Source organism: Paraglaciecola sp., from assembly GCF_039942875.1.
Classification (GTDB): domain Bacteria; phylum Pseudomonadota; class Gammaproteobacteria; order Enterobacterales; family Alteromonadaceae; genus Paraglaciecola.
In genome coordinates this window covers 122,410-142,762 of the sequence record NZ_JBDVBQ010000046.1, presented here as the reverse complement: position 1 = coordinate 142,762, position 20,353 = coordinate 122,410, and the positions used below count along the sequence as shown (strand labels likewise).

Sequence of the window (20,353 nt, the reverse complement as noted above, 5' to 3'; positions counted from 1 at the left end):
CGCTTCAAATATACTTCTTAAGTATATGCAACTCGTCAACTACATTGACTTCGTTGCCGCTGCCCCGTGTTGTTTCAACCGGTCTGCCTTGAAGCGAGGGCGCATTATAGAGACAACACATTCCTATGCAACACTTTATTTCATTTTTCATTTCAACCGCTTACTTTTCAGACAAAACACTTAAAAAAACAGCATTTTTGAAGTGTAAAGGTAAATATTTAGGCAAGTCTTATCGCTAATTGTTTGCGAAAGCTAATTAAATCAGTAACATGTGGACGCTATTTAATCTTAATTAACCATAAACACTTTTTAGGTAGAGCATATGAATCCCTCTTTTATTTTTAATATTGTTATCACTATTATCATTGCCATAATCATGTATTTCCTTTTACCAATTGTCACTGCTGATATTTCCAACTCTTTGGCGGCGTCTGTAGGCGTATTAATCGGCGGTATCCTAACCCCTTTATTATCTAATCTAATTAACACATCAAATGAAGAAAGCGATACTGTGGATGAGATCGCTACCTTATATGTTGGCAACCTTCCTTATCGTGCAAACGAGCAAGCAGTGCAGGAGTATTTTGAGCAGCAAGGAAAGGTTATTTCGGTTCGTTTAATGAAAGACAGAAGAACAGGTAAAAGGAAAGGCTATGGATTTGTTGAAATGGATGCTAAAGGAGCGAATAAAGCTATAAAGCATTTAAATGACTCTAGTTTCCAGGAAAGAACCTTAAAAGTCAGACTTGCTAAAGATAAAGTAGAGGACTAAATCAGACACTATTTAAAACTCTAATAATGCTAAAAAGCCCCCAATATTTAAAAAACACAAATATTGGGGGCTTTTACTTTAAGAATACTAATTAGCTCTCTGGTTGAAAACCTACTGGTAAGTTATTAATTAGCCTTTGATTAAACTCATTAAATCGGTTAATTGCTGAAATCAGGTCAGGTGTAGCGACTTCACTTCCTAATCGGTTAATTAGTTCGTTCACTACATTTTCATACGATTCACTACTATCAAATTGCGATCTAGAGCCATCTAAGACATTTAGTAATTTATCGAGATAATCTGCAACAGGTGATACCGCTTTGGCGGGTTCGCTTTCAGTGTTTTCATTATCATAGCGAGATACAGTCTCATAGGTTTTAATCACTTGAGTGTTTTCAACTTTAGTTAGTTGTAAAGCAAAACCTGTAAGCTCTTGTTCATCAAACCCTAACTCTAACGCTTGATTGAAAGCAGTTTCGATATCACCATTAAAAAACTCTTCGGCCAATTCATACGTATTAGCAACCAAATCTGCTATCGCTTCAAGCTCAGCTTCATCTAGTTCACCTTTAACTGAAAAAGAGAGGGAGCTTTCTTGAAAATACACCGAGTTTTGTTGAAGGACTATAGACGCTTCTGGCTCATTAACGTTAGCTACTGCAGCGTCCTCTGTAACCAAACTATCAAGATTATCTTCAGTAGTCTCACTCTCAAGCTCTGTGTTTGGTTGTGACACAATTGGGGTTATTTCTGCACTGTCATCTTTAGCCTTTTCAAGGATTTCTTTTTGACTAATATCAAGCTGCTCTATGTCGTCAAATGTAAGCAGAACTTGGTCACCATCTTTAGTGCGGATATATAGTTCCCCCTGCTGCAACTTGAAGTTAGAAATATCAGTAGAAATTAAAACATCCGACTCTTCGCTACCACTGGATTCTGTTTCATTACCAAATACTTTATTTCTAAGTTGCTCAATGCCTTGTTGAATTAAACTTTTGCTCTGACTTATCCCTTCGGCAATATCTTCATTCATAAAACCAGCTAGATCTTGCTCAGCTAAATCAACACCTTTTAGTACTCCAGACAATGCCTGATCAAACAAGGAGTTTAACTCCTCTTCACTAGCCCCTTTATTTTGAGCATTTGTAATTGCACCAGTCACAAAGTTAAGTACATTTTTTGTGACTTCCTCAAAATTAAATAAAGACTCCTCAGCCTTATCTTTTTCAGGTATTGAAAAATTTGGCTTTTGCCTATTAACTTCTATAGAACTACTCATGGAATTTGAATAAATCCGCACACCAAAGCTACTACTAGAACTGAAAGTATCGCTTTGTAACTTTTGTAAATTACTTTGATTACGGGCAGCCTGCTCTAAACCAGAATCTCTCAGCTGATTTTGAAGGCTATTCTCGCTACCCAAATGTTGGGGCTTATCACCTAAAAAGGCTTTTAATTGACTTATATTCATTTCAGATACCTCACTATCCTTAACTAATAATATCGGCAGCTAGTGTGCAACATTTAGCTGTATTTGCATAAAATATCACCAACTTAGTTTTATAGCGTCTTATAATGTGTTGAAGTCTCACTCAAAACCCATTACCTTGCCGCTTTTATATCAATATGTAGGGCAATCTATGCGACCGACAGAAATTAATCCAAACTTATATGTCGAACAGTTACAGCAAAAATATCATTTTGTTGAACAAGCGTTTGCACAGTTTTCAATGCCCAAACTAGAAACATTTGAGTCAGACGCTTTACATTACAGGTATCGTGCTGAATTTAGGCTTTGGCATGACGGTGATGAACTGCATCATGTAATGTTTGATCAAACGACTAAAGAGAAATATCAAGTACATAGCTTTCCTCCAGCCTGTCAGTTAATCAATGACCTAATGACAGATTTAATAGCACAGCTGAAAGTAAGTGAAATCGCTCGCAGAAAACTATTCCAAATAGATTACTTAGCCACATTAAGTGGTGAAATTGTCGCCTCTTTGCTATACCACAAAACTTTGGATGATGACTGGGTCACCGAGATACAAACAATACTGAAAAAACTAAGGCAAAGTTACAAACTAGATATAATTGGCCGCGCTAAAAAACAAAAAATTGTACTTGATAAAGATTATGCGACAGAAACTTTACTTATAAACCAGCAAACCTTCACATTTAAACAGATCGAAAATAGCTTTACCCAACCTAATGCCAAAGTAAACATTAAGATGATCGAGTGGGCCTTAGATGTCACTAAGGGGAGTGAAGATGATTTACTTGAGCTTTACTGCGGCGCTGGCAATTTTTCAATCCCCTTAGCGCAAAACTTTAATAAGGTACTAGCAACAGAGATATCCAAGACATCGGTGGCTGCAGCGCAACAGAATATAAAAGATAACAAGGTCAATAACTTAAAGATTATTAGGATGTCAAGTGAAGAGTTTGTTCAAGCACAACAAGGTGTTAGGGAGTTCCGCAGACTAGATGGTATCAAATTAGATGATTACGCATGTAAAACGGTATTAGTTGATCCGCCGAGATCAGGTTTAGACGATGCGACCCTAGATATGATCAAACACTATAAGAACATTGTGTATATTTCTTGTAATCCAGAAACATTAAAACACAATCTAGATACACTATTAAAAACCCATAAAGTTGTTCGTTTCGCGTTATTTGATCAATTTCCTTATACTCACCATGCGGAATGTGGAGTATACCTACAAAATTTATAAATTATTTTATCTGCCTAGATGACTGCTCAGACAACGCTTGCAACGCTCCGTTTGCAACAAATCTGAGCTGTAATTTAACGCGACGTCCAACACTTTCTTTTTGCTCTTTGGTTGCATCGAGGGCTTCAGCTCCTGCACTAAAAACCAGCTTAACCATGGCCTCGGCTTGCAAATTAGCAATGTTATAGGGGAGTCCAGTTGTGGCAATAGTGTAATCTGTCAACTCAACGGTAAAGTGCTTTATTTCTCTTAGCACGGCAGCCCTAAAAGCCATAGATGTACCAGTGTGCTCTCTCAATAACAGACGAAACACATTATTATTTGCAGTAATAAATTCCATAAAGGTATCTACAGAAGTATTTATAACACCCCCACCTGATGCAATTCTTAATCTTGCTTGACGCATTAACTGGCGTAGCGCTAATCCAGCCTCATCTACCAATGTAAGACCCAATTCGTCTATGTCTTTAAAGTGCCTATAAAAAGAAGTAGGAGCAATACCTGCAGCACGTGCAACCTCTCGAAGGCTTACACTTGAGAGACTTCTTTCTTCATCTAATAGAGAAAACGCAGCGTCAATTATAGTTCTTCGGGTTCGTAATTTTTGGTCTTGGCGACTTAATGGTGATTCTTTAATAGCTTTCATAGGGCTGATTCTAACGCGAAAAGATAAGAAATAGACACAATAAAAGCCTAGAAGTACCACAATTAGCTTGCTTAAGTGTAGGAGCAACGTAAAATAGCGTACACTTGTAAGCTGAAAATGACTTTAAATGAAAAAGCCACGTCTAATCCTTACCAACATATTGGTATTTATAATAACCGGACTTATTGCACTTATTCTGGTGCCTATTGAAGCGATTCAACATGGGTTTGATGGTTTTGAGATTGCAGCTTGCATTATTCTTATCTATTTCTCTGGAATGTCGATTACTGCCGGTTATCACAGGCTATGGTCACATAAGGCATTTGAAGCAAACACCTTAGTTAAATCTGTTTTGGCCATTGGCGGAGCAATGGCACTTCAAAACAGTATCTTACATTGGAGCTCTGATCATAGAGTTCATCACAAAAATGTTGATGATAATGAACGTGATCCTTACTCAGCAAAGAAAGGCTTTTGGTTCTCTCATATGGGATGGATGTTGCGAGAATATCAAAGGCATAGATATGCTGACTACAGTAACTGTCGAGATTTACAAAAAGATAAGATTGTAATGTGGCAACACAATAATTATTTAGCCATTATGCTTACCGCTAACTTTGGTATACCTATGCTACTTGGGTGGCTAAATGGAGATATCTGGGGCATGTTGCTACTAGCGGGTGTATTTAGATTGGTAGTGGTGCATCACGTCACGTTTTTTATAAATTCATTAGCCCACATTTGGGGAAGACAGCCCTATACGGATGCAAATAGCGCTCGAGACAACGACATATTGGCCTTCTTTACATTTGGTGAGGGATACCACAACTACCATCATATCTTTGAATATGATTATAGAAATGGCATAAAATGGTGGCAATTTGATCCCACGAAATGGTTGATTAGGAGTTTAGCGTATTTAGGTTTAGCAAAAAATTTGCGTCGATGCCCTGAAGAGCGTATCGAAAAAGCTAAAGTAGCAATGCAATTAAAGTTAGCCAAAGAAAAAGTATCTAAGTTACAAAATGCAGAAGAGATTTTAATTCGAGTTCAAAAAGAATATGAGTTATTGGCACAACGAATGACAGAATATTACGCTGCCAAAAAGCAATTAATGGAAATCAAAAAACAGTCTTTGCAGCGCAGCTACAAAAATTTAGAAGTTCATTATAGATATAAAGAATTGAAACAAAAATTAGCCATACAAAAAGAAAAATGGTTACAACTAAATCAGTTTGATTTTATGCCAGGCTGTGCAGATTAATTTGCGTAATAATAGTGACAATCAAGGCTTCTTTTGAAGCCTTTTTTATTGGATAGGAAAATGGATATAATTAAGGCAATTAACCTATGCTCAATATGTGCAAATCACTTACCTTTGCCACCTCGTCCAATTTTACAATTTTCACCTCTAGCAAAGATACTCATCATAGGTCAGGCCCCCGGAATTAAGGCGCATGAAAGCCACAAAGCATGGCACGATGCTTCAGGTAAGCGTTTAAGGGAATGGTTAAAACTAGACGAAAAACAGTTTTATACCCCAAGCATATTATCCATAGTTCCAATGGGATTTTGTTACCCCGGTAAGGCCAAAAGCGGTGACTTACCCCCTAGGCCTGAATGCGCACCTAAATGGCATGGAGAGTTACTGAAAACCAGTAAGCCAAAACTGGTCATATTAATCGGAAAACACGCGCAAGATTATTACTTAACTGACAACAGAAAACTAACCGAAAGGTTACAGAACTGGGGAGACTATCAACCTAAATATATGGTACTTCCTCACCCATCACCAAGAAACAATATTTGGCTTAAAAAAAATGCTTGGTTTGAAAAAACAGTACTACCACAAATGCAACAGGTGCTTGCAAGCCATCTATAACAAGCAACTTGCCAAAGGTTATAGCCTTAAACACCATCATTATCTAAGAATTCAAGTAATTCGTTGTAAGGCATAGGTTTGGCGAATAGATATCCCTGAGCCTCATCACACCCTAACTTAAGCATGTAGCTAGCTTGTTCACGCTTCTCAACACCTTCAGCAATGGTCGCCAGCCCCAGTTTTGTACCAAGAGTAACTATTGTTTCAGCAATGAAAGCGGTTTTTCCTGGAGTTATTTCGTTTACGAAAGAGCGATCGACTTTAAGTCTGTCTAGAGGTAGTTTCTGTAAATAATTCATTGATGAAAAGCCGGTACCAAAATCATCAATCGCAACTTTAACACCAAACTTCTTTAACTCTTGAAGAGCTTCAATCACTATATGCGGCTCATCCATTACTATACTTTCAGTTATCTCCAACTCAATTTTTTCAGGAGATATCCCGTATTCACTAATAATGGTTTTAACAGTATCTACAAACTTTGGGTCTCTAAATTGTGGCATTGATATATTTACAGCCATGCGTAAAGAGTCAAATCCTCTACTTTTCAATTTGTTAAGATGCTTACAAGATTCTTCTAACACCCAGATACCAATATCTACTATTAACCCAGAGTACTCTGCCAAAGGTACAAATATAGCTGGAGAAACAAACCTTCCCTCTGTACTCGGCCAACGCAATAGCGCTTCCATCCCCACGATTTTTTCTGTCACAAGGTCGACCTGAGGCTGATACCAGAGTTGTAACTTTTTAGCCTCAAAATCCAGGGTAAGCTGCCTAATCATTTCTAGACGCCAAGTAGTCTCTTGCTCCATCTCCGGACAATAAAACTCGTAGTTTATCTTTAAGTTTTTCTTGGCTTTATTTAAGGCAATATTACTTTGCTTTAAAATATTAATCCCGGATTGAGCTCTTCCATCTAGACGGCAAAAGCCGAAAGAAGCCGATAAAGATAATGAATGCTCACCTGCTTTAAAGGGTAAAAGAAACAGTTCATTCAAAGATTCAGGGTTTACAAATGACTCAGACCCGATCAAACCAAAGACATCCGAGCCGATTCTTGCTATCTGTACATTCTCAATAAATTTTTCTTCTAGGCGTTTAGTTACAGCCATCAAAGTACTATTACCAGCATCTTGGCCTAAACCATCATTTATGTCTGCAAAATGATTAAGGTCAACTAGGGCGACGATGAAATCTGTCCCTCTTAGTTTTCCTGAACAACAATCATCAAGCATATTAATGAACTCACTACGATTGGGGAGCTTGGTTAACCAATCTTTAAATGCTGCAGTTCGTAATTGATGAAATAAATTAACGTTTTCATATCCAATAGATACACTGGATAGAAAAACTTCCAACAATTGCCTATCAATGATATTGATTTTACTGCCAATTTGTAGATAAATGGCCGCTTCATAATTAGCGCTGTGCAAATAAAAAACAGTAAAATCTTTTTCAAATATATGTTCTTTCGCCTCTAGGCAACAATGCACAGAGTTAACAATATCTGTATTTTCCAACGTATCCAATTTTTCATTAATACAGGATAAAAACTCACCGTTAGCTTCTAGTATGTAAAGATATTCATCCTCCTTATCTAAGGCGACGCCAGCCTCTGCACATATGAAACCACTGGCGTTTTCGCCAATTAAGGAATTAATTTGTACCAATACATCACTACAAAAACTTTTTATTGAATGCTCTTCCATTAAATTAGCAGAAGCGCTGATAATTTTTTGTAAACCTTGACGGCTTTGGTTTATTGACAATATTTGTTGATAAGAGCGTAAAGACGCAATAATAGTGGTAACTAATTTACTGCGAGTGAGTTCAGTTTTAGTTTTGTAATCATTAATATCATAATCTTTAATGATTTTTTCTTCTGGCGCGTATCCAGGTTGTCCAGTTCTTAAAATAATACGAGGCTCAATAATATTCAGCTCTTCGCGCATCTTACGAGCGACTGTCAAACCAGCATCATCAGACTCCATCACAACATCAAGTAAAATTATCGCAATGGAAGTGCCCATCTCCTCGATAATTTCTAGCGCTTGGGCACCTGAATAGGCATGAATAAAGTTTAATGATTTATCATTAACGATAAGATCTGATAATGCTAATCGTGTAACTGAGTGGATTTCTTTGTCATCGTCTACTACTAGAATGTTCCACATTCCAGTAGGGTTTTGCACAGCAGAAGGACTATCTTCTGATAGAAAGATTAATTCGTCATTCTCATACTTGTTTAAACTCATCGACTCTCCACCAAACACTAAACTATGCTAACTCTTATCACCGGGTAAATAAGGAATTCTGAGCGAAGTGACCCAAACTTAACATTTTTCATTGCTCATGTAACATGAATTAACGCAATATACTGGCCTTGACCATATTTTTAGAGTTTAGCGTACATTTTTATGAAAATTGAATTAAATCATTCACCTAAACCCATTCAAGTTGCGGGTGCGAAATCTGGTTCGAAAAATGCAGCTGTAACTTCTAAATTACCCGCAGAGAATAAGGTAAATAAACAACACAATCAAAAAAAAATAACTAAATGGTTTTCACAAGTGGGGATCCAAGGTAGCTACAATAATACCAAGACTCAAAGTATAGATGATAAAGTTCGCCTGAAAGCTCAAATAGTGGCTCGTCGTAAAGTCAGTAATTTAGAAAACATACTCGGTAGAGCGTTAGATTTTTGTTTAGAAGACGGCAAAGAGGAATCCATTGACCCTGATTGGTTTTTCAGTTTTGTAAATATGGCAGAAGAAATTTTTTCCCCAGCTATGCAGGAACTATGGGGGAAAATATTTGCAGTAGAAACTGCCAAACCAGGAAGTTTTTCTTTAAAAACGCTCACTCTTCTAAAACAGCTTACCCAAAAAGATGCACATATCTTTCGACAAGCCGTTAACCTAACAAGTTATAAAAAAGGAGAGTCTACACCTAGGCTTCTAATCGGTTACTATCAAAAATCCAATATTTGGTCGTTTTTTAATACCTTTAAGAATAAACAACTTAACTTAGCCGAATATGGTCTGAGTTACCCAGACCTATTGTCTTTAATGGATTTAGGTTTGATTCATCACAGCGAGATTGAGTCAGGAGAGCTAAGTACGAGCACGCAAACCGAATGGCGCTGTGCCGGTACCAAACTAAGACTAGCCGCTAAACATCAAGGCACCACTTTGTTGTATTATAAATTCACACCTACAGGTGCAGAATTATCCAAATTGGTAAATAAACAGAAGCTTGATGCTTACACAGAAGCAATATTATCAACTTTAGGAAGGGCATTTAACATTGAGTAACCCCAGTTAAATATAAAAGGGGCTGACCAATGAAAAAGATAAGGCGTTAGATACCGTCTCCAAATTCATGCAAACCACACTCTCGCTTTAATCCAAAGAAGCGTGTGTCTTGTTCATTTAAACTTTCTTCTAGTGAACGAGTACTATGCCAATCACCAATTGAAACATAACCTTTTTCCCACAACGGATGATATGGCAAACCATGTTCCTTTAAGTACATATGTACAGTACGATTTGACCAATCTATTATAGGGTAAATCTTAGTTTGATCTTTCAACTGCTGTAAAACAGACAGCTTTTCACGCATATCAGACTGGCTTCGACGTAACCCGGCAAACCAACTTTTCACATTCAAATCTTGTAGTGCTTTTTGCATAGGCTCTACTTTATTGAGTGTATTGTACTTCTCGATACCTTCTATGCCTTGTTCCCACATTTTTCCATACTTGGCTTCCTGCCAACCTGCGGATAGCTCAGAGCGATAGACCTTTAAATTTAGATTAAGTTGCTCTGTCATCTGCTCAATGAACTGGTAAGTTTCAGGAAACAAATACCCAGTATCCGTCAATACAACTGGAATATCTGGACATTGCTGAGTCACCATATGCAGCATTACCGCAGCTTGCGCCCCAAAACTTGAAGACAACATGAACTGTTGAGGTAAATTCTCAAGGGCCCAAGTAACACGCTGTTCTGCTGACTGCTTTTCTAATGACAAGTTAACTTCTGCTAACTCTTCACTAGAAAAACGTCTAACAGTACTCACACCTAACTCAGATTGCGTAGTTAGGGACATCGTGAAAATCCTTAGCAGAATTAATAACTGGCTTAACTACTTCGACTCGAATCAAGAAATCACCAAATGCTTCATTGGCTTGGCGCTCTTTAGCCCAGCGTCCAATTAGCACATCTAATTCTTCCATAATTTCTTTTTCATCAATGTTTTCACGGTACATTCTAGGTATACGTGTACCTTGACGATCTCCGCCTAAATGGAAATTGTACTTACCAGGCCCTTTACCTACTAAGCCTACTTCAGCTAACATCGCTCGACCACACCCATTAGGACAGCCAGTGATACGGTAAATGATGCTTTCTTCCGGTAAGCCATGTTTTGCCAAAAAGCCTTCAATTTTAGTAACCGCATCAGGTAAGTAACGCTCAGCTTCAGCCATTGCCAATGGGCACGTAGGAAGTGAAACACAAGCCATTGAATCTTTACGTTGATTACTAACAGAGTCTTCAATCAAGCCATTATCGCGGGCTATTTTTTCAATTTTCTCTTTCAATTCAGCAGGTACACCAGCCACAATCAAGTTTTGATTAGCGGTTAGTCTAAAATCTCCCGGGTGAATTTTTGCAATTTCAGCACAACCTGTTTTCAAGGTTTTTCCTGGGTAGTCAAGAATTCGACCGTTTTCGATAAACACTGTTAAGTGATGCTTACCATCTACGCCTTCCACCCAACCAATTCGATCACCACGTGACGTAAATTCGTATGGCTTACTTGCAGCAAAGGTAGCGCCAGAACGTTTCTCAACTTCTGCTTTGAAATTTTCTACACCAACACGCTCAAGGGTATATTTAGTTTTAGCGTTCTTACGGTTTACACGGTTACCCCAATCTCGCTGGGTAGTAACAACTGCTTCTGCAACCGCTAATGTGTGCTCTAGAGAAATAAAACCAAAATCATCTGCTTTACGAGGGAAAGTAGACGTATCACCATGGGTCATTGCTAAACCACCACCCACTAACACATTAAAACCAATCAGCTTGCCCTTCTCAGCAATAGCCACAAAGTTAAGATCATTTGCATGAACATCAACATCATTTTGCGGAGGAATAACCACTGTTGTTTTAAATTTACGTGGTAAATAAGTACTTCCTAAAATAGGTTCATGATCAGTGGTTTCAACTTTTTCACCATCTAACCAAATCTCTGCATAGGCACGAGTTTTAGGCAGTAAATGTTCACTAATTTTAGTGGCCCACTCGTAAGCTTCTTGATGTAACTCTGACTCAACAGGGTTAGAAGTACATAAAACGTTACGGTTAACATCACCGGCAGTAGCAATAGAGTCAATACCTACTTGATTCAACATTTGATGCATTGGTTTAACGTTAGGTTTTAACACACCATGAAACTGAAACGTTTGGCGAGTAGTTAAACGAATACTGCCGTAAATACTTTTTTCTTCTGCAAATTTATCAATAGCTAGCCATTGTTCAGTAGCAATAATACCACCAGGTAAACGGGCACGTAACATCACGTTCTGTAGAGGTTCTAACTTTTGTTTAGCTCGTTCAGCACGAATATCGCGGTCATCTTGTTGATACATACCGTGAAACCGAATCAGTTGGAAGTTATCTCCAACAAATGCGCCGGTTAGATCATCAGTGAGATTTTCTGCAATAGTCCCACGTAAATAGTTACTTTCAGTTTTCAGACGTTCGTTGTCTGCCAATTTACCTTCAACGACGAAGTTTTTATTATCAGTGCTCATTAATATACATCCTTCTGATAGCGTTTAGCGCGGCGCAAGTCTGAAAGGTATTGTTCTGCTTGCTCTTCGGTCTTGCCACCATGCTCAATCACAATTTTCACTAATGCATCTTGTACATCTTTAGCCATGTGATTGGCATCTCCACACACGTATAAGTGCGCGCCTTTCTCTAACCAGTTATATAATTCAGCACCTTGCTCAAGCATGCGGTGCTGTACATAAATTTTTTCTTCTTGATCTCTAGAGAAAGCCAAAGTAATTTTATTTACTACGCCCTCTTTAACAAAGCGTTGCCATTCTGTTTGATACAAAAAGTCTTGGGTATAATTAGGGTTTCCAAAAAACAACCAATTTTCACCGCTAGCTTCTTCAGCTTCACGTTGTTGCATGAAAGCTCTGAAAGGGGCAATACCTGTGCCGGGACCAACCATGATCACTGGAGTGTTGCCGTCATCGGGTAATCTGAAGTTGTCGTTTTTCTCAACGAACACCTTCACTTCACCGCCTTCATTTAACCGTTTTGATAAGAAACTAGAAGCCCCGCCTTGGTGTACAGAACCATGGGCGTCAAATTCAACTAAAGCGACTGTAAGGTGAACTTCGTCTTCCACTTCTGCCTGGCTTGATGCAATAGAATACAAACGAGGTGTCATACCACGTAGAGCGTCAACTAATTCTTGTGCTGATAGTTTGGCTGGATATTGACGTACAATATCGATGATTTGACGTTCAGCCAAATACTCTCGAAGTACCGCTTTATCTTCTATCAAAGCGTTTAATTCAACATTATTAGCAAAACCAGCGTAGGCTTGCACAAAACTAGGGTAGCTTTGAGTTAACTCAAGTTTACTAACCAAAACTTGTTTAAGGGAGTACTCTTCACCAGAAAATGTAATAGTTTCTTCAGGATTTAATTCTAAGGCAGCCAACAAAGCAGCCACTAATTGCTCATCGTTTTCGAACCACACACCTAGAGCATCACCTGGACGATATTGAATACCAGACTCTTCTAACGAAATTTCAATGTGACGAATATCTTTTACAGAATCGCGGCCAGTAATTTTTTGGCTTTCTAGTAAAGATGCAGCAAAGGGAGCTTTTTTAGTGTACTGAGTGGCAGCGACTGACTGTGCGCCTAAATTTAAAGACGGAGCGGCACCCGCGCTAGGAGCTAATAACTCTTCTTTAATTTCATGATTTAAACTTTCAAACCAAGCGGTAGCAGCCTCATCATAGTCCACATCACAATCAACGCGATCAATAATTCGCTTAGCGCCTAGGCTCTGTAAGCGACTGTCAAAATCTTTGGCTGTTTGGCAGAAAAACTCATAACTAGTATCGCCTAGTCCTAATACAGCAAACTTTAGCCCGTCTAACTTAGGGGCTTTTTTACCCCCTAAAAAGCTATGTAACTCTACGGCATCATCAGGCGCTTCACCTTCACCATGAGTACTTACAACAATAGCCACATGGCTTTCTGTTTTAAGTTGCTTGTGCTTGTAATCAGCCATACTAACTAACTTAGAAGGAATATTTAGCGCGTCTAATTTCGCTTTATATTCCTCGGCTACACCTTTGGCATTGCCGGTTTGTGAACCATATAAGATAGTCATAGATTGAGATGGACCAGCCGTCACGCTTGGTATAGTGCTTGCCTGGCCATTTTGTGCCAAACCTGCAAAGTATCCACTTAGCCATGTAAGCTGTTGTGGATTGAGAGTGGCCGAAGCCTGACTAATTTGAGCCCACTGGTTTTCATTTAAACCAGCAGCAAACCCTGGAGTTTGATTTATTGGTGAAGTCATAAGATCGCTAACCGTTATTAATACAAGGGTAGGTTAGCGATCTATCTAAGCAACAGGAAAGAATAAAAGCTGATTCGTTATAACCAAATCAGATGAAATTATTACAAAATGTTAAAAGTGCACTTCTATCCCTGCAAAAGGCCCTTTAAATTCTAGATCTGAATAAATTCTATTATTGTCATCACTGTAATCTAGCTCTAGGGTCACAGCTCTATAGCCCACTTGAAAAGTGACATCTATAGCTAGGTTTTCTATTAAACTATACGTAATAACCGCTTGGTAATCTGACAAGGTATTGTCATCAATACTTAAATAATTACCTTCTACATAAGCACCAAAACCAGTAAAAGGAATACCTAAGGCCAATCTAGAATACAACATAGGAACAGGTACTGAGAAATCTAATGTTTCTGTCCGGTTTGGAGCTTCTTTTTCAGTAACTGTAAACTCGCCTTCAAGGTATTTAGCATTAATACCAAAATCAAAACTAATCAAGTCATTATCGAAAAACTCATAATACAAGATGATATCTGTGGCGGTTAAATCAACGTCGGTATTAGCATCCGAATCGATAGAAAACAACTGCCCATTAAATTCAAAATTACTATCAAAATTAACATCACCTTGCGTGCTCATGTCAGTTCTTTGTAATTTGATATTTGGGATCAGAGGGATTGGGTGCTCAAAGGCCACATAAATATTAGTGTTGGTCTGAGTATCAAAATTAAAATCTCTATTATCCCCATCATCCGAGAAGCCACCTGACGTTTCCATATTCCACCCCTGAGCCCCTGCATATAAACCCAACAAGGTGTCTGCTTGGCTAGAGAAGCTGGAGCATAATGTAATAAGCCCCAATGTAATTACCGTTTTTTTCATGGTTTATCCTTGATTAAGTAGTTCGCTTAGCTCGATTAAAGCAGCATTTGCACGAGAAATATAGTTCGCCATAACTAATGAGTGATTAGCTAACATACCAAAGCCACTACCATTTAGAATTACAGGGCTCCAGATAGACTCCTGAGTCGCTTCAAGCTCACGTATAATTTGCTGCAAACTAACCTTAGCATTCTTCTTTTCTAGAACATCTGCAAAATCTACTTCTACGGCTTTCAAAAAATGCAGTAAAGCCCAGCTAGCACCACGGGCTTCATAAAAGTTATTATCTAAGCGCCACCAGCTCGTTTTATCAACCAATTTGTGAGCTGTTGGGGTTGATTGGCTAGCCTCTGCATCTCCCGCTAAATTGGTATCTATTCTGTCCTGACCAACACTGGCGCTCAAACGTTGGGATAAGCTACCTAAACGTTTTTCCATTTGTTTTAACCAGTCTCTTAAATTGTCTGCTCGAGCATAAAACTGACCTTGCTGTAATGACACATCAGCAAGACTTGTACGGTAAAAATAAAGGTTATCTATGCCTTCTTGATATTTTGATTCAGCAGAAGGCAATATCCAACTTAAACTATCGTTATTGAATTGCGGTTGCGCCTTGGTTAGATAGGCATTTTCTACGGATTGACTTTGTGAACGACTAAAGTCTTTTCGCATCGCCAACGCTAAATCACGTGTCATTTCTAAGGCGCCAAACTCCCAACTTGGCATATTATCCATCATCACACTTGGTGGGATTACATCATTTGATAAGTACCCACCAGACTTATTGAGTAACGCTTCAGCTACGGCAATCAAACTAGTCGTCATGGTATAACCAGCCACAACCTTTTCATTTTTTTCAAGGGCTTGCTGCTGAGCTAGTTCTCTAGGTTCAAAACGGTCAGGCTCCACGCTCCAGAAAATTGATACTATCCACAACAAGAAAATAAGAAGTGCAGTTACGCCTAGTAGTCGTTTAGGGGTGATGTATTTTTTCATATAAATATCCTTAATGATGTTTAGCATGTGACGGGCGAGCCACAGTAGCTTCAAAGTCTATTGCTTCTCCATCTTGGGTGAGTAACCGTAAGCTAACTTTTTGGTTCTCTTCTAGTTTTTGGTTTAGGCCAAATAACATAATATGTAACCCACCAGGTTTGAAATGCACAGTTTCTCCAGGTTCAATTTGTATTGATTCCTGTTGCTGCATTCTCATCATGTCATTAATAAATACGTGATTATGAAGTTCTGCTTTGTCGGCAATATTGGAAGAGGCTGCAATTAATACTTCAGTTTTTTTTGAAAGGTTTTCGATTGAAAAATATGCCGCGGTATTAGGCACGCCTGGGGGCAACAGCCTAACTGTTGCATCTGACACAACTAATTCTGCATCACAGTAAAAACTGCTTATTCCTAATAAAACTATGAAGACTCGAAGCATCAATATTCCATACCTAATTTACAATCAGACTTAGATTATTCAGCAATCACCATGACATGCCAAGACTTGTTTATATATTTGTGCCTGAGCCTGCAACTTTCTAAACATATTAGTATGCTGCCGAAGGCTTTTCTCTTACCAATAGATAAATCACAATTGAGATTAAAATAACCGGCCAAAACATACCCAAGCCTGCTACAAACAATCCAATAGCGCATGCGACAAAAATAAGTACCATTGCAGCGATAACACTAAAAGCGACAATAAACCCAATAAATACCAATACTGCAACGATAGCAGTGGCAGCAATGATTGACGTGAATGGCTCAACTTCATAATCGGATAAAACTAAATGAAGATCGAACCATTCCGTCACTACATGACCAAAACAATATGTTAAAACCCCAGCAATCAATACCGCTGAAAAGAGATTTTTTAACATGATAATTACCTGTTAGGGATTAAAACAGTGGCTGTTACATAGGCTACTGCCGTTACTACTGGTAACATTATCAAACACACTACGGCAACACAGCGAACCAATAACCGAGATACATTCCAATGCCTTGCTAAGCCAGCACAAACACCAGATATTTTGCCATGCACTGAATCCTTATATAACCTATTTACATCAATATACTGTCTCATAATCTTCTCCTGTTAAATTCTGAACCAGTGGCAAATTGAATTGCCACTTAGTGAGTATGCTGCTTATTAAGCAACTTTTTTACGTAACGCTGCCAACTCTTCTTCGATTTTATTTTCAACTTCAAGCTGTTTAAACTCTGCGTCTAAGCCTTTTGCTTCATCAACCAAATCATAAGCATCTACTTGGGACTCTAAATCATCAATACGACGCTCATATTGCTCAAAACGAATAATGGCATCATCAATCTTCACAGAATGAGCTTTACTCTTAACTTGCATACGCACAGATACAGAGCGCTCTCTTAGTATCATAGATTTTTGCTTAGCTCTGGCTTCCACTAGTTTATCTTGTAGTTTCCCCATATCCGCTTGTAGTTTGGTTAACGACTCTTCAATGGTTTCCATTTCGGATGATAAAGCAGCAAAGTTTTGTTGCGTTATATTCTTTTCCGTAAGCGCCGCTCTTGCTAAGTCTTCACGACCTTTATCTAGCGCTAACTCAGCCTTAGCCTGCCAACTTGTTACTTGCTGCTCAAGTTTTGCAATCTGACGTTGAACTTGTTTTTTCTCAGCTAAGTTTGTGGCGGCGACAGAGCGTAATTCCACTAAGGTTTCTTCCATTTCTTGAATCAACAATTTCACCACTTTAGCTGGGTCTTCAGCCTTATCTAAAATGGCATTAATGTTAGCTTGTACAATGTCTGACATTCTTGAAAACATACCCATAATAATTCTCCTGTTAGATTTAAAGTATCTTGTGCTGAATAATTTCAGCGCTAGTATCAGAACTATTACAAGTGGTGTGCCAATTCAACATCACACCATAAGCCTTTGTTTAAATTAACTTTTTATTTAAAACCAGAAGAGTTACCGTTCCTAGAAAATTAAAAGAAAACAATAAAGTGGTCAAATACACCAAACAATTGGTTAAAAGTACAACTTGAATTTTTAGCGTATTAATAATCTATAGGGGATCTCATTAAGTAATACTTTTAGAAATAAAAACCTGTAACATAATTTTGTAATAAAGCCCGACAAGGATATTCAAGGCACATGAAATTACACAAAGCTGCGATTAAAAATTATTTTTTAATCGTGTATGTATCATTAACAATGCTTAGTCATACATTTAGTTTTGCTGCACAGCATAATTTAAGATTTGTAATTAACTCTCCGGGGTCATCACCCTATATTTATTACGACATAGAGCACGCTCGATACCGAGGTGTAGTTGTTGATTTTTTTAATAGCTTTCATGAAGCAGACAAATTTAATGTTGAGTATATTGACTCTAGCCGGTCTCGTAATGAGCACTTTGTCTATACAGAGCAAGCAGATCTTTTTTTTGGGAGTTCAGTTTGGGTATCAAATCCTAATCACTTTATATATTCAGATCCCCTTATGCCTCACACTAGTTTCTTGTATTCCAAGTCTAAGTTTAAAGAACCTTTTGTATTTGATAGCTATAAACCCGCATCGATCTGTACTCGAAGAGGATTTAGCTATCCTAACTTACAGCCAGATTTTGAGACTCAAAAATTAACCCGTGTTGACTCTATAAGCCAAACAACTATGGCCCTCATGCTCGGAAAAGGACGCTGCGACTTTGCTTATATGAGTCAGGAGAATGCTTGGGCAATAATGTCTGGTCCGGAGTTTTGCGAATATACATTTTACCAGTCACCCAAGGCGATAAGTTTTGTCAATCTGGAGTTTGTAATGGGTAAACGTTTAATACGTGAAAAAGCTAAAATAAATGAACAAATAGCTATATTTGTTAACTCTGGAGCCTTAAATATATCAATTAGAAAACATCTCAAGCCCAGTATATTTCCTAAACTGACTTGCGAAAAAAAATGAGGATATAAGGATTAAATTCAAGGATAAAATAGATAAGGAAACGGTCAATACATCTGTTAGTGACCGTTTCTGCATTGGAAGATACAGCTATTAAGCGTTGTTAGTACAAAACCTTTTCGCAGTTGCGAAACAAAGCTAAAAATTAAAGCGCCTGCTACATAAGCGATAACCGGTGTTAACAACATAATAAATAAAGATAGTTGATAAAACATCCCCCCCTCCTTATTTAGCTTTATTGGCACTTGCCTCATCACTTTTTACTTTTATATCTTTGATTGTAACTTTAGTGTTGTAAGATTGGCTTTCGTCTATGCTAACGTTATAAGCAACATTTAATATATTTTCTTGCACAGTATTTTTAATTTCTTGCTGAGCAACCACCATAGCTTGATTAACCATACCACTTACGTAACTTTCTAATGACATTTCTTCAGCGTTAACTGTTGATATCACAGCAAAACTAGAGATTAGAGCAACAGCAGCGATTTTAGATTTAGTAAACATAATAATTTCCTTTTAGTTAATTGAATGATTAACTGATTTAGTACCAGTTAGTAGTTAAGTCGCAGTATCCTTTGCGATAGTTGTGCCAACCAGAAAATTACTCTTATCTACTTGATTTAATTAATATTTTTAATTAACCCTAGATAACAATGCCTCTCGGGTCATTTCCAAAAAGCTAAAAAGTAGTAATTTTGACCAATTGAGTGGTTAATTTAATCGAGCATTTCAGACTGAAATGCTTTTGCCTTACTTTGGGCTTCTAGTAAGACATCTACCGCATCAATAAGCAGCTCAATACCGGCACCCGCTTTAGTGCCATTTTGACTCAAATACCTACGCCAAATACGCCCCCCAGGTTGGCCTTGAAAAAGTCCTAACATATGTCTGGCGATATGCCACACCCTAGCTCCACCGTCCATTTGCTGTTCAACATAAGGCAGCATATCCTGAACCACTTCAAACCGAGTTTTAATGGGAGATGAATCTTGATAAAAGCGTTGATCTACTTCAGCCAAAATATAAGGGTTACTATACACCTCTCGGCCTATCATCACGCCGTCAAGATGCGCTAAATGAGCGCTTACTTCATCTAAGGTTTTCACACCACCATTTAAGCTAATATGCAAACCTGGAAACTCTTGTTTTAGTTGATAAACACGATCGTACATTAATGGCGGAATATCACGATTTTGCTTTGGACTTAAGCCTTTTAACCAGGCTTTGCGAGCATGCACAGTAAAGGTATGGCAGCCTGACGCAGCAACCACATCAATAAAACGGCTTAGGTCTTCGTACTCATCCATCTCGTCAATGCCAATTCGAGACTTTACCGTGACGGGGATATCAACTTCTGCCTGCATGCTTTTAATACAATCAGCCACGGTTTCAGGCTCAGCCATTAAACACGCACCAAATCTGCCATTTTGTACTCGGTCAGAGGGGCAACCTACATTGATATTCACTTCATCATAACCGTACTTTTGCGCTTCAGCCGCACAACGCGCCATGTCAACGGGATTAGAACCTCCCAATTGCAATGCTACAGGGTGCTCTTCTTGGTTATATGCCAGATAATCGCCTTTACCAAAAATGATCGCCCCAGTGGTAACCATTTCGGTATACAAAAGCGCATGTTGTGAAATTTGTCTAAGGAAATACCGACAGTGTTTATCTGTCCAATCCAGCATTGGCGCGACAGAGATAGTGCGATTGATTGGGTGACTCATTATTACTTTGCCAATGTTGAAATTTAGGGCGCGCATTTTAGCTGATTTCGTTGGCCAGCACTAGTGGGGGTTATTTAACCAACTGTTGAACAAATAAATTCTAAGTAAAAGTCATTATTAGTCGTTCGCTTGTT

At 38.3% G+C, this 20,353-nt stretch carries 20 protein-coding genes; 6 read left to right on the top strand and 14 right to left on the bottom strand.

The annotated features are described in order from the left end of the window. Positions 1 to 322: 322 nt before the first annotated feature. The gene (locus ABJE44_RS16210; RefSeq protein ID WP_348111079.1) at positions 323 to 772 is read left to right on the top strand and encodes an RNA-binding protein; all 450 of its coding nucleotides are present in this window, start codon (positions 323 to 325) and stop codon (positions 770 to 772) included. Between the two features lie 91 nt (positions 773 to 863). Here ABJE44_RS16210 and ABJE44_RS16205 read toward each other — a convergent pair whose 3' ends face one another. Continuing rightward, positions 864 to 2,243, bottom strand: coding sequence for a DUF5610 domain-containing protein (locus ABJE44_RS16205; protein ID WP_348111078.1), 1,380 nt, complete (start codon positions 2,241 to 2,243; stop codon positions 864 to 866). A gap of 169 nt (positions 2,244 to 2,412) precedes the next feature. Between ABJE44_RS16205 and trmA the strand changes: the two genes are divergently transcribed. Further along, complete coding sequence (gene trmA, locus ABJE44_RS16200) at positions 2,413 to 3,510, top strand: tRNA (uridine(54)-C5)-methyltransferase TrmA (RefSeq protein WP_348111092.1); 1,098 nt, start codon at positions 2,413 to 2,415, stop codon at positions 3,508 to 3,510. Between the two features lies 1 nt (position 3,511). On the opposite strand, the gene fabR is transcribed toward trmA, so the two are convergent. Next, a complete protein-coding gene (fabR, locus tag ABJE44_RS16195; RefSeq protein WP_133469745.1) occupies positions 3,512 to 4,156 on the bottom strand; it encodes an HTH-type transcriptional repressor FabR in 645 nt (214 codons plus the stop codon). A 127-nt stretch (positions 4,157 to 4,283) separates the two neighbouring features. Here fabR and ABJE44_RS16190 point away from each other — a divergent pair, with 127 nt between their 5' ends. Further along, positions 4,284 to 5,420: a fatty acid desaturase gene (locus ABJE44_RS16190; RefSeq protein WP_348111077.1), complete on the top strand. Its 1,137-nt coding sequence runs from the start codon at positions 4,284 to 4,286 to the stop codon at positions 5,418 to 5,420. A gap of 60 nt (positions 5,421 to 5,480) precedes the next feature. Beyond that, on the top strand, positions 5,481 to 6,038 hold the full coding sequence (locus tag ABJE44_RS16185; RefSeq protein WP_348111076.1) for a uracil-DNA glycosylase family protein: 558 nt from the start codon (positions 5,481 to 5,483) through the stop codon (positions 6,036 to 6,038). Positions 6,039 to 6,064: 26 nt separating this feature from the next. Here the strand turns inward: ABJE44_RS16185 and ABJE44_RS16180 are convergent, their stop codons facing one another. Further along, positions 6,065 to 8,296, bottom strand: coding sequence for an EAL domain-containing protein (locus tag ABJE44_RS16180; RefSeq protein ID WP_348111075.1), 2,232 nt, complete (start codon positions 8,294 to 8,296; stop codon positions 6,065 to 6,067). A 162-nt stretch (positions 8,297 to 8,458) separates the two neighbouring features. Between ABJE44_RS16180 and ABJE44_RS16175 the strand changes: the two genes are divergently transcribed. Next, a complete protein-coding gene (locus ABJE44_RS16175; protein WP_348111074.1) occupies positions 8,459 to 9,355 on the top strand; it encodes a TIGR03899 family protein in 897 nt (298 codons plus the stop codon). Between the two features lie 46 nt (positions 9,356 to 9,401). Here ABJE44_RS16175 and ABJE44_RS16170 read toward each other — a convergent pair whose 3' ends face one another. The 9 genes from ABJE44_RS16170 to pspA form a co-directional block, all read right to left on the bottom strand. After that, a complete protein-coding gene (locus ABJE44_RS16170; RefSeq protein ID WP_289028801.1) occupies positions 9,402 to 10,151 on the bottom strand; it encodes a phosphoadenylyl-sulfate reductase in 750 nt (249 codons plus the stop codon). After that, the gene (gene cysI / locus ABJE44_RS16165; RefSeq protein ID WP_348111073.1) at positions 10,129 to 11,859 is read right to left on the bottom strand and encodes an assimilatory sulfite reductase (NADPH) hemoprotein subunit; all 1,731 of its coding nucleotides are present in this window, start codon (positions 11,857 to 11,859) and stop codon (positions 10,129 to 10,131) included. The genes ABJE44_RS16170 and cysI overlap by 23 nt, the downstream gene beginning before the upstream one ends. Continuing rightward, positions 11,859 to 13,664 (bottom strand): assimilatory sulfite reductase (NADPH) flavoprotein subunit, encoded by a 1,806-nt coding sequence (locus ABJE44_RS16160; RefSeq protein WP_348111072.1) that lies wholly within the window; start codon positions 13,662 to 13,664, stop codon positions 11,859 to 11,861. Before ABJE44_RS16160 ends, cysI begins: the two co-directional genes overlap by 1 nt. A gap of 111 nt (positions 13,665 to 13,775) precedes the next feature. Then, positions 13,776 to 14,543 carry a TIGR04219 family outer membrane beta-barrel protein gene (locus ABJE44_RS16155; RefSeq protein WP_348111071.1) on the bottom strand — a complete coding sequence of 256 codons (768 nt, stop codon included), beginning with the start codon at positions 14,541 to 14,543 and terminating at the stop codon, positions 13,776 to 13,778. Between the two features lie 3 nt (positions 14,544 to 14,546). Then, positions 14,547 to 15,539: a DUF2333 family protein gene (locus ABJE44_RS16150; RefSeq protein WP_348111070.1), complete on the bottom strand. Its 993-nt coding sequence runs from the start codon at positions 15,537 to 15,539 to the stop codon at positions 14,547 to 14,549. Between the two features lie 10 nt (positions 15,540 to 15,549). Further along, entirely contained in the window at positions 15,550 to 15,981 is a 432-nt protein-coding gene (locus ABJE44_RS16145) for a copper chaperone PCu(A)C (protein WP_348111069.1), read from the bottom strand. Positions 15,982 to 16,090: 109 nt separating this feature from the next. Continuing rightward, positions 16,091 to 16,423 (bottom strand): hypothetical protein, encoded by a 333-nt coding sequence (locus tag ABJE44_RS16140; RefSeq protein ID WP_348111068.1) that lies wholly within the window; start codon positions 16,421 to 16,423, stop codon positions 16,091 to 16,093. A gap of 5 nt (positions 16,424 to 16,428) precedes the next feature. Further along, the gene (locus tag ABJE44_RS16135; RefSeq protein WP_348111067.1) at positions 16,429 to 16,629 is read right to left on the bottom strand and encodes a PspC domain-containing protein; all 201 of its coding nucleotides are present in this window, start codon (positions 16,627 to 16,629) and stop codon (positions 16,429 to 16,431) included. Between the two features lie 66 nt (positions 16,630 to 16,695). After that, positions 16,696 to 17,355 (bottom strand): phage shock protein PspA, encoded by a 660-nt coding sequence (gene pspA / locus ABJE44_RS16130; protein ID WP_348111066.1) that lies wholly within the window; start codon positions 17,353 to 17,355, stop codon positions 16,696 to 16,698. A gap of 327 nt (positions 17,356 to 17,682) precedes the next feature. Here pspA and ABJE44_RS16125 point away from each other — a divergent pair, with 327 nt between their 5' ends. After that, positions 17,683 to 18,489: a hypothetical protein gene (locus tag ABJE44_RS16125; RefSeq protein WP_348111065.1), complete on the top strand. Its 807-nt coding sequence runs from the start codon at positions 17,683 to 17,685 to the stop codon at positions 18,487 to 18,489. A gap of 222 nt (positions 18,490 to 18,711) precedes the next feature. Here the strand turns inward: ABJE44_RS16125 and ABJE44_RS16120 are convergent, their stop codons facing one another. Continuing rightward, the gene (locus tag ABJE44_RS16120) at positions 18,712 to 18,993 is read right to left on the bottom strand and encodes a hypothetical protein (protein ID WP_348111064.1); all 282 of its coding nucleotides are present in this window, start codon (positions 18,991 to 18,993) and stop codon (positions 18,712 to 18,714) included. A gap of 212 nt (positions 18,994 to 19,205) precedes the next feature. Then, positions 19,206 to 20,219 carry a tRNA dihydrouridine(20/20a) synthase DusA gene (gene dusA / locus ABJE44_RS16115; protein WP_348111063.1) on the bottom strand — a complete coding sequence of 338 codons (1,014 nt, stop codon included), beginning with the start codon at positions 20,217 to 20,219 and terminating at the stop codon, positions 19,206 to 19,208. Positions 20,220 to 20,353 lie beyond the last annotated feature (134 nt).

Excerpts from the sequence above, each read along its gene's own strand:
- ABJE44_RS16210 (WP_348111079.1), top strand. The coding sequence starts at position 323 with ATGAATCCCTCTTTTATTTTTAATATTGTTATCACTATTATCATTGCC.
- ABJE44_RS16205 (WP_348111078.1), bottom strand. The coding sequence starts at position 2,243 with ATGAATATAAGTCAATTAAAAGCCTTTTTAGGTGATAAGCCCCAACAT.
- trmA (WP_348111092.1), top strand. The coding sequence starts at position 2,413 with ATGCGACCGACAGAAATTAATCCAAACTTATATGTCGAACAGTTACAG.
- fabR (WP_133469745.1), bottom strand. The coding sequence starts at position 4,156 with ATGAAAGCTATTAAAGAATCACCATTAAGTCGCCAAGACCAAAAATTA.
- ABJE44_RS16190 (WP_348111077.1), top strand. The coding sequence starts at position 4,284 with ATGAAAAAGCCACGTCTAATCCTTACCAACATATTGGTATTTATAATA.
- ABJE44_RS16185 (WP_348111076.1), top strand. The coding sequence starts at position 5,481 with ATGGATATAATTAAGGCAATTAACCTATGCTCAATATGTGCAAATCAC.
- ABJE44_RS16180 (WP_348111075.1), bottom strand. The coding sequence starts at position 8,296 with ATGAGTTTAAACAAGTATGAGAATGACGAATTAATCTTTCTATCAGAA.
- ABJE44_RS16175 (WP_348111074.1), top strand. The coding sequence starts at position 8,459 with ATGAAAATTGAATTAAATCATTCACCTAAACCCATTCAAGTTGCGGGT.
- ABJE44_RS16170 (WP_289028801.1), bottom strand. The coding sequence starts at position 10,151 with ATGTCCCTAACTACGCAATCTGAGTTAGGTGTGAGTACTGTTAGACGT.
- cysI (WP_348111073.1), bottom strand. The coding sequence starts at position 11,859 with ATGAGCACTGATAATAAAAACTTCGTCGTTGAAGGTAAATTGGCAGAC.
- ABJE44_RS16160 (WP_348111072.1), bottom strand. The coding sequence starts at position 13,664 with ATGACTTCACCAATAAATCAAACTCCAGGGTTTGCTGCTGGTTTAAAT.
- ABJE44_RS16155 (WP_348111071.1), bottom strand. The coding sequence starts at position 14,543 with ATGAAAAAAACGGTAATTACATTGGGGCTTATTACATTATGCTCCAGC.
- ABJE44_RS16150 (WP_348111070.1), bottom strand. The coding sequence starts at position 15,539 with ATGAAAAAATACATCACCCCTAAACGACTACTAGGCGTAACTGCACTT.
- ABJE44_RS16145 (WP_348111069.1), bottom strand. The coding sequence starts at position 15,981 with ATGCTTCGAGTCTTCATAGTTTTATTAGGAATAAGCAGTTTTTACTGT.
- ABJE44_RS16140 (WP_348111068.1), bottom strand. The coding sequence starts at position 16,423 with ATGTTAAAAAATCTCTTTTCAGCGGTATTGATTGCTGGGGTTTTAACA.
- ABJE44_RS16135 (WP_348111067.1), bottom strand. The coding sequence starts at position 16,629 with ATGAGACAGTATATTGATGTAAATAGGTTATATAAGGATTCAGTGCAT.
- pspA (WP_348111066.1), bottom strand. The coding sequence starts at position 17,355 with ATGGGTATGTTTTCAAGAATGTCAGACATTGTACAAGCTAACATTAAT.
- ABJE44_RS16125 (WP_348111065.1), top strand. The coding sequence starts at position 17,683 with ATGAAATTACACAAAGCTGCGATTAAAAATTATTTTTTAATCGTGTAT.
- ABJE44_RS16120 (WP_348111064.1), bottom strand. The coding sequence starts at position 18,993 with ATGTTTACTAAATCTAAAATCGCTGCTGTTGCTCTAATCTCTAGTTTT.
- dusA (WP_348111063.1), bottom strand. The coding sequence starts at position 20,219 with ATGAGTCACCCAATCAATCGCACTATCTCTGTCGCGCCAATGCTGGAT.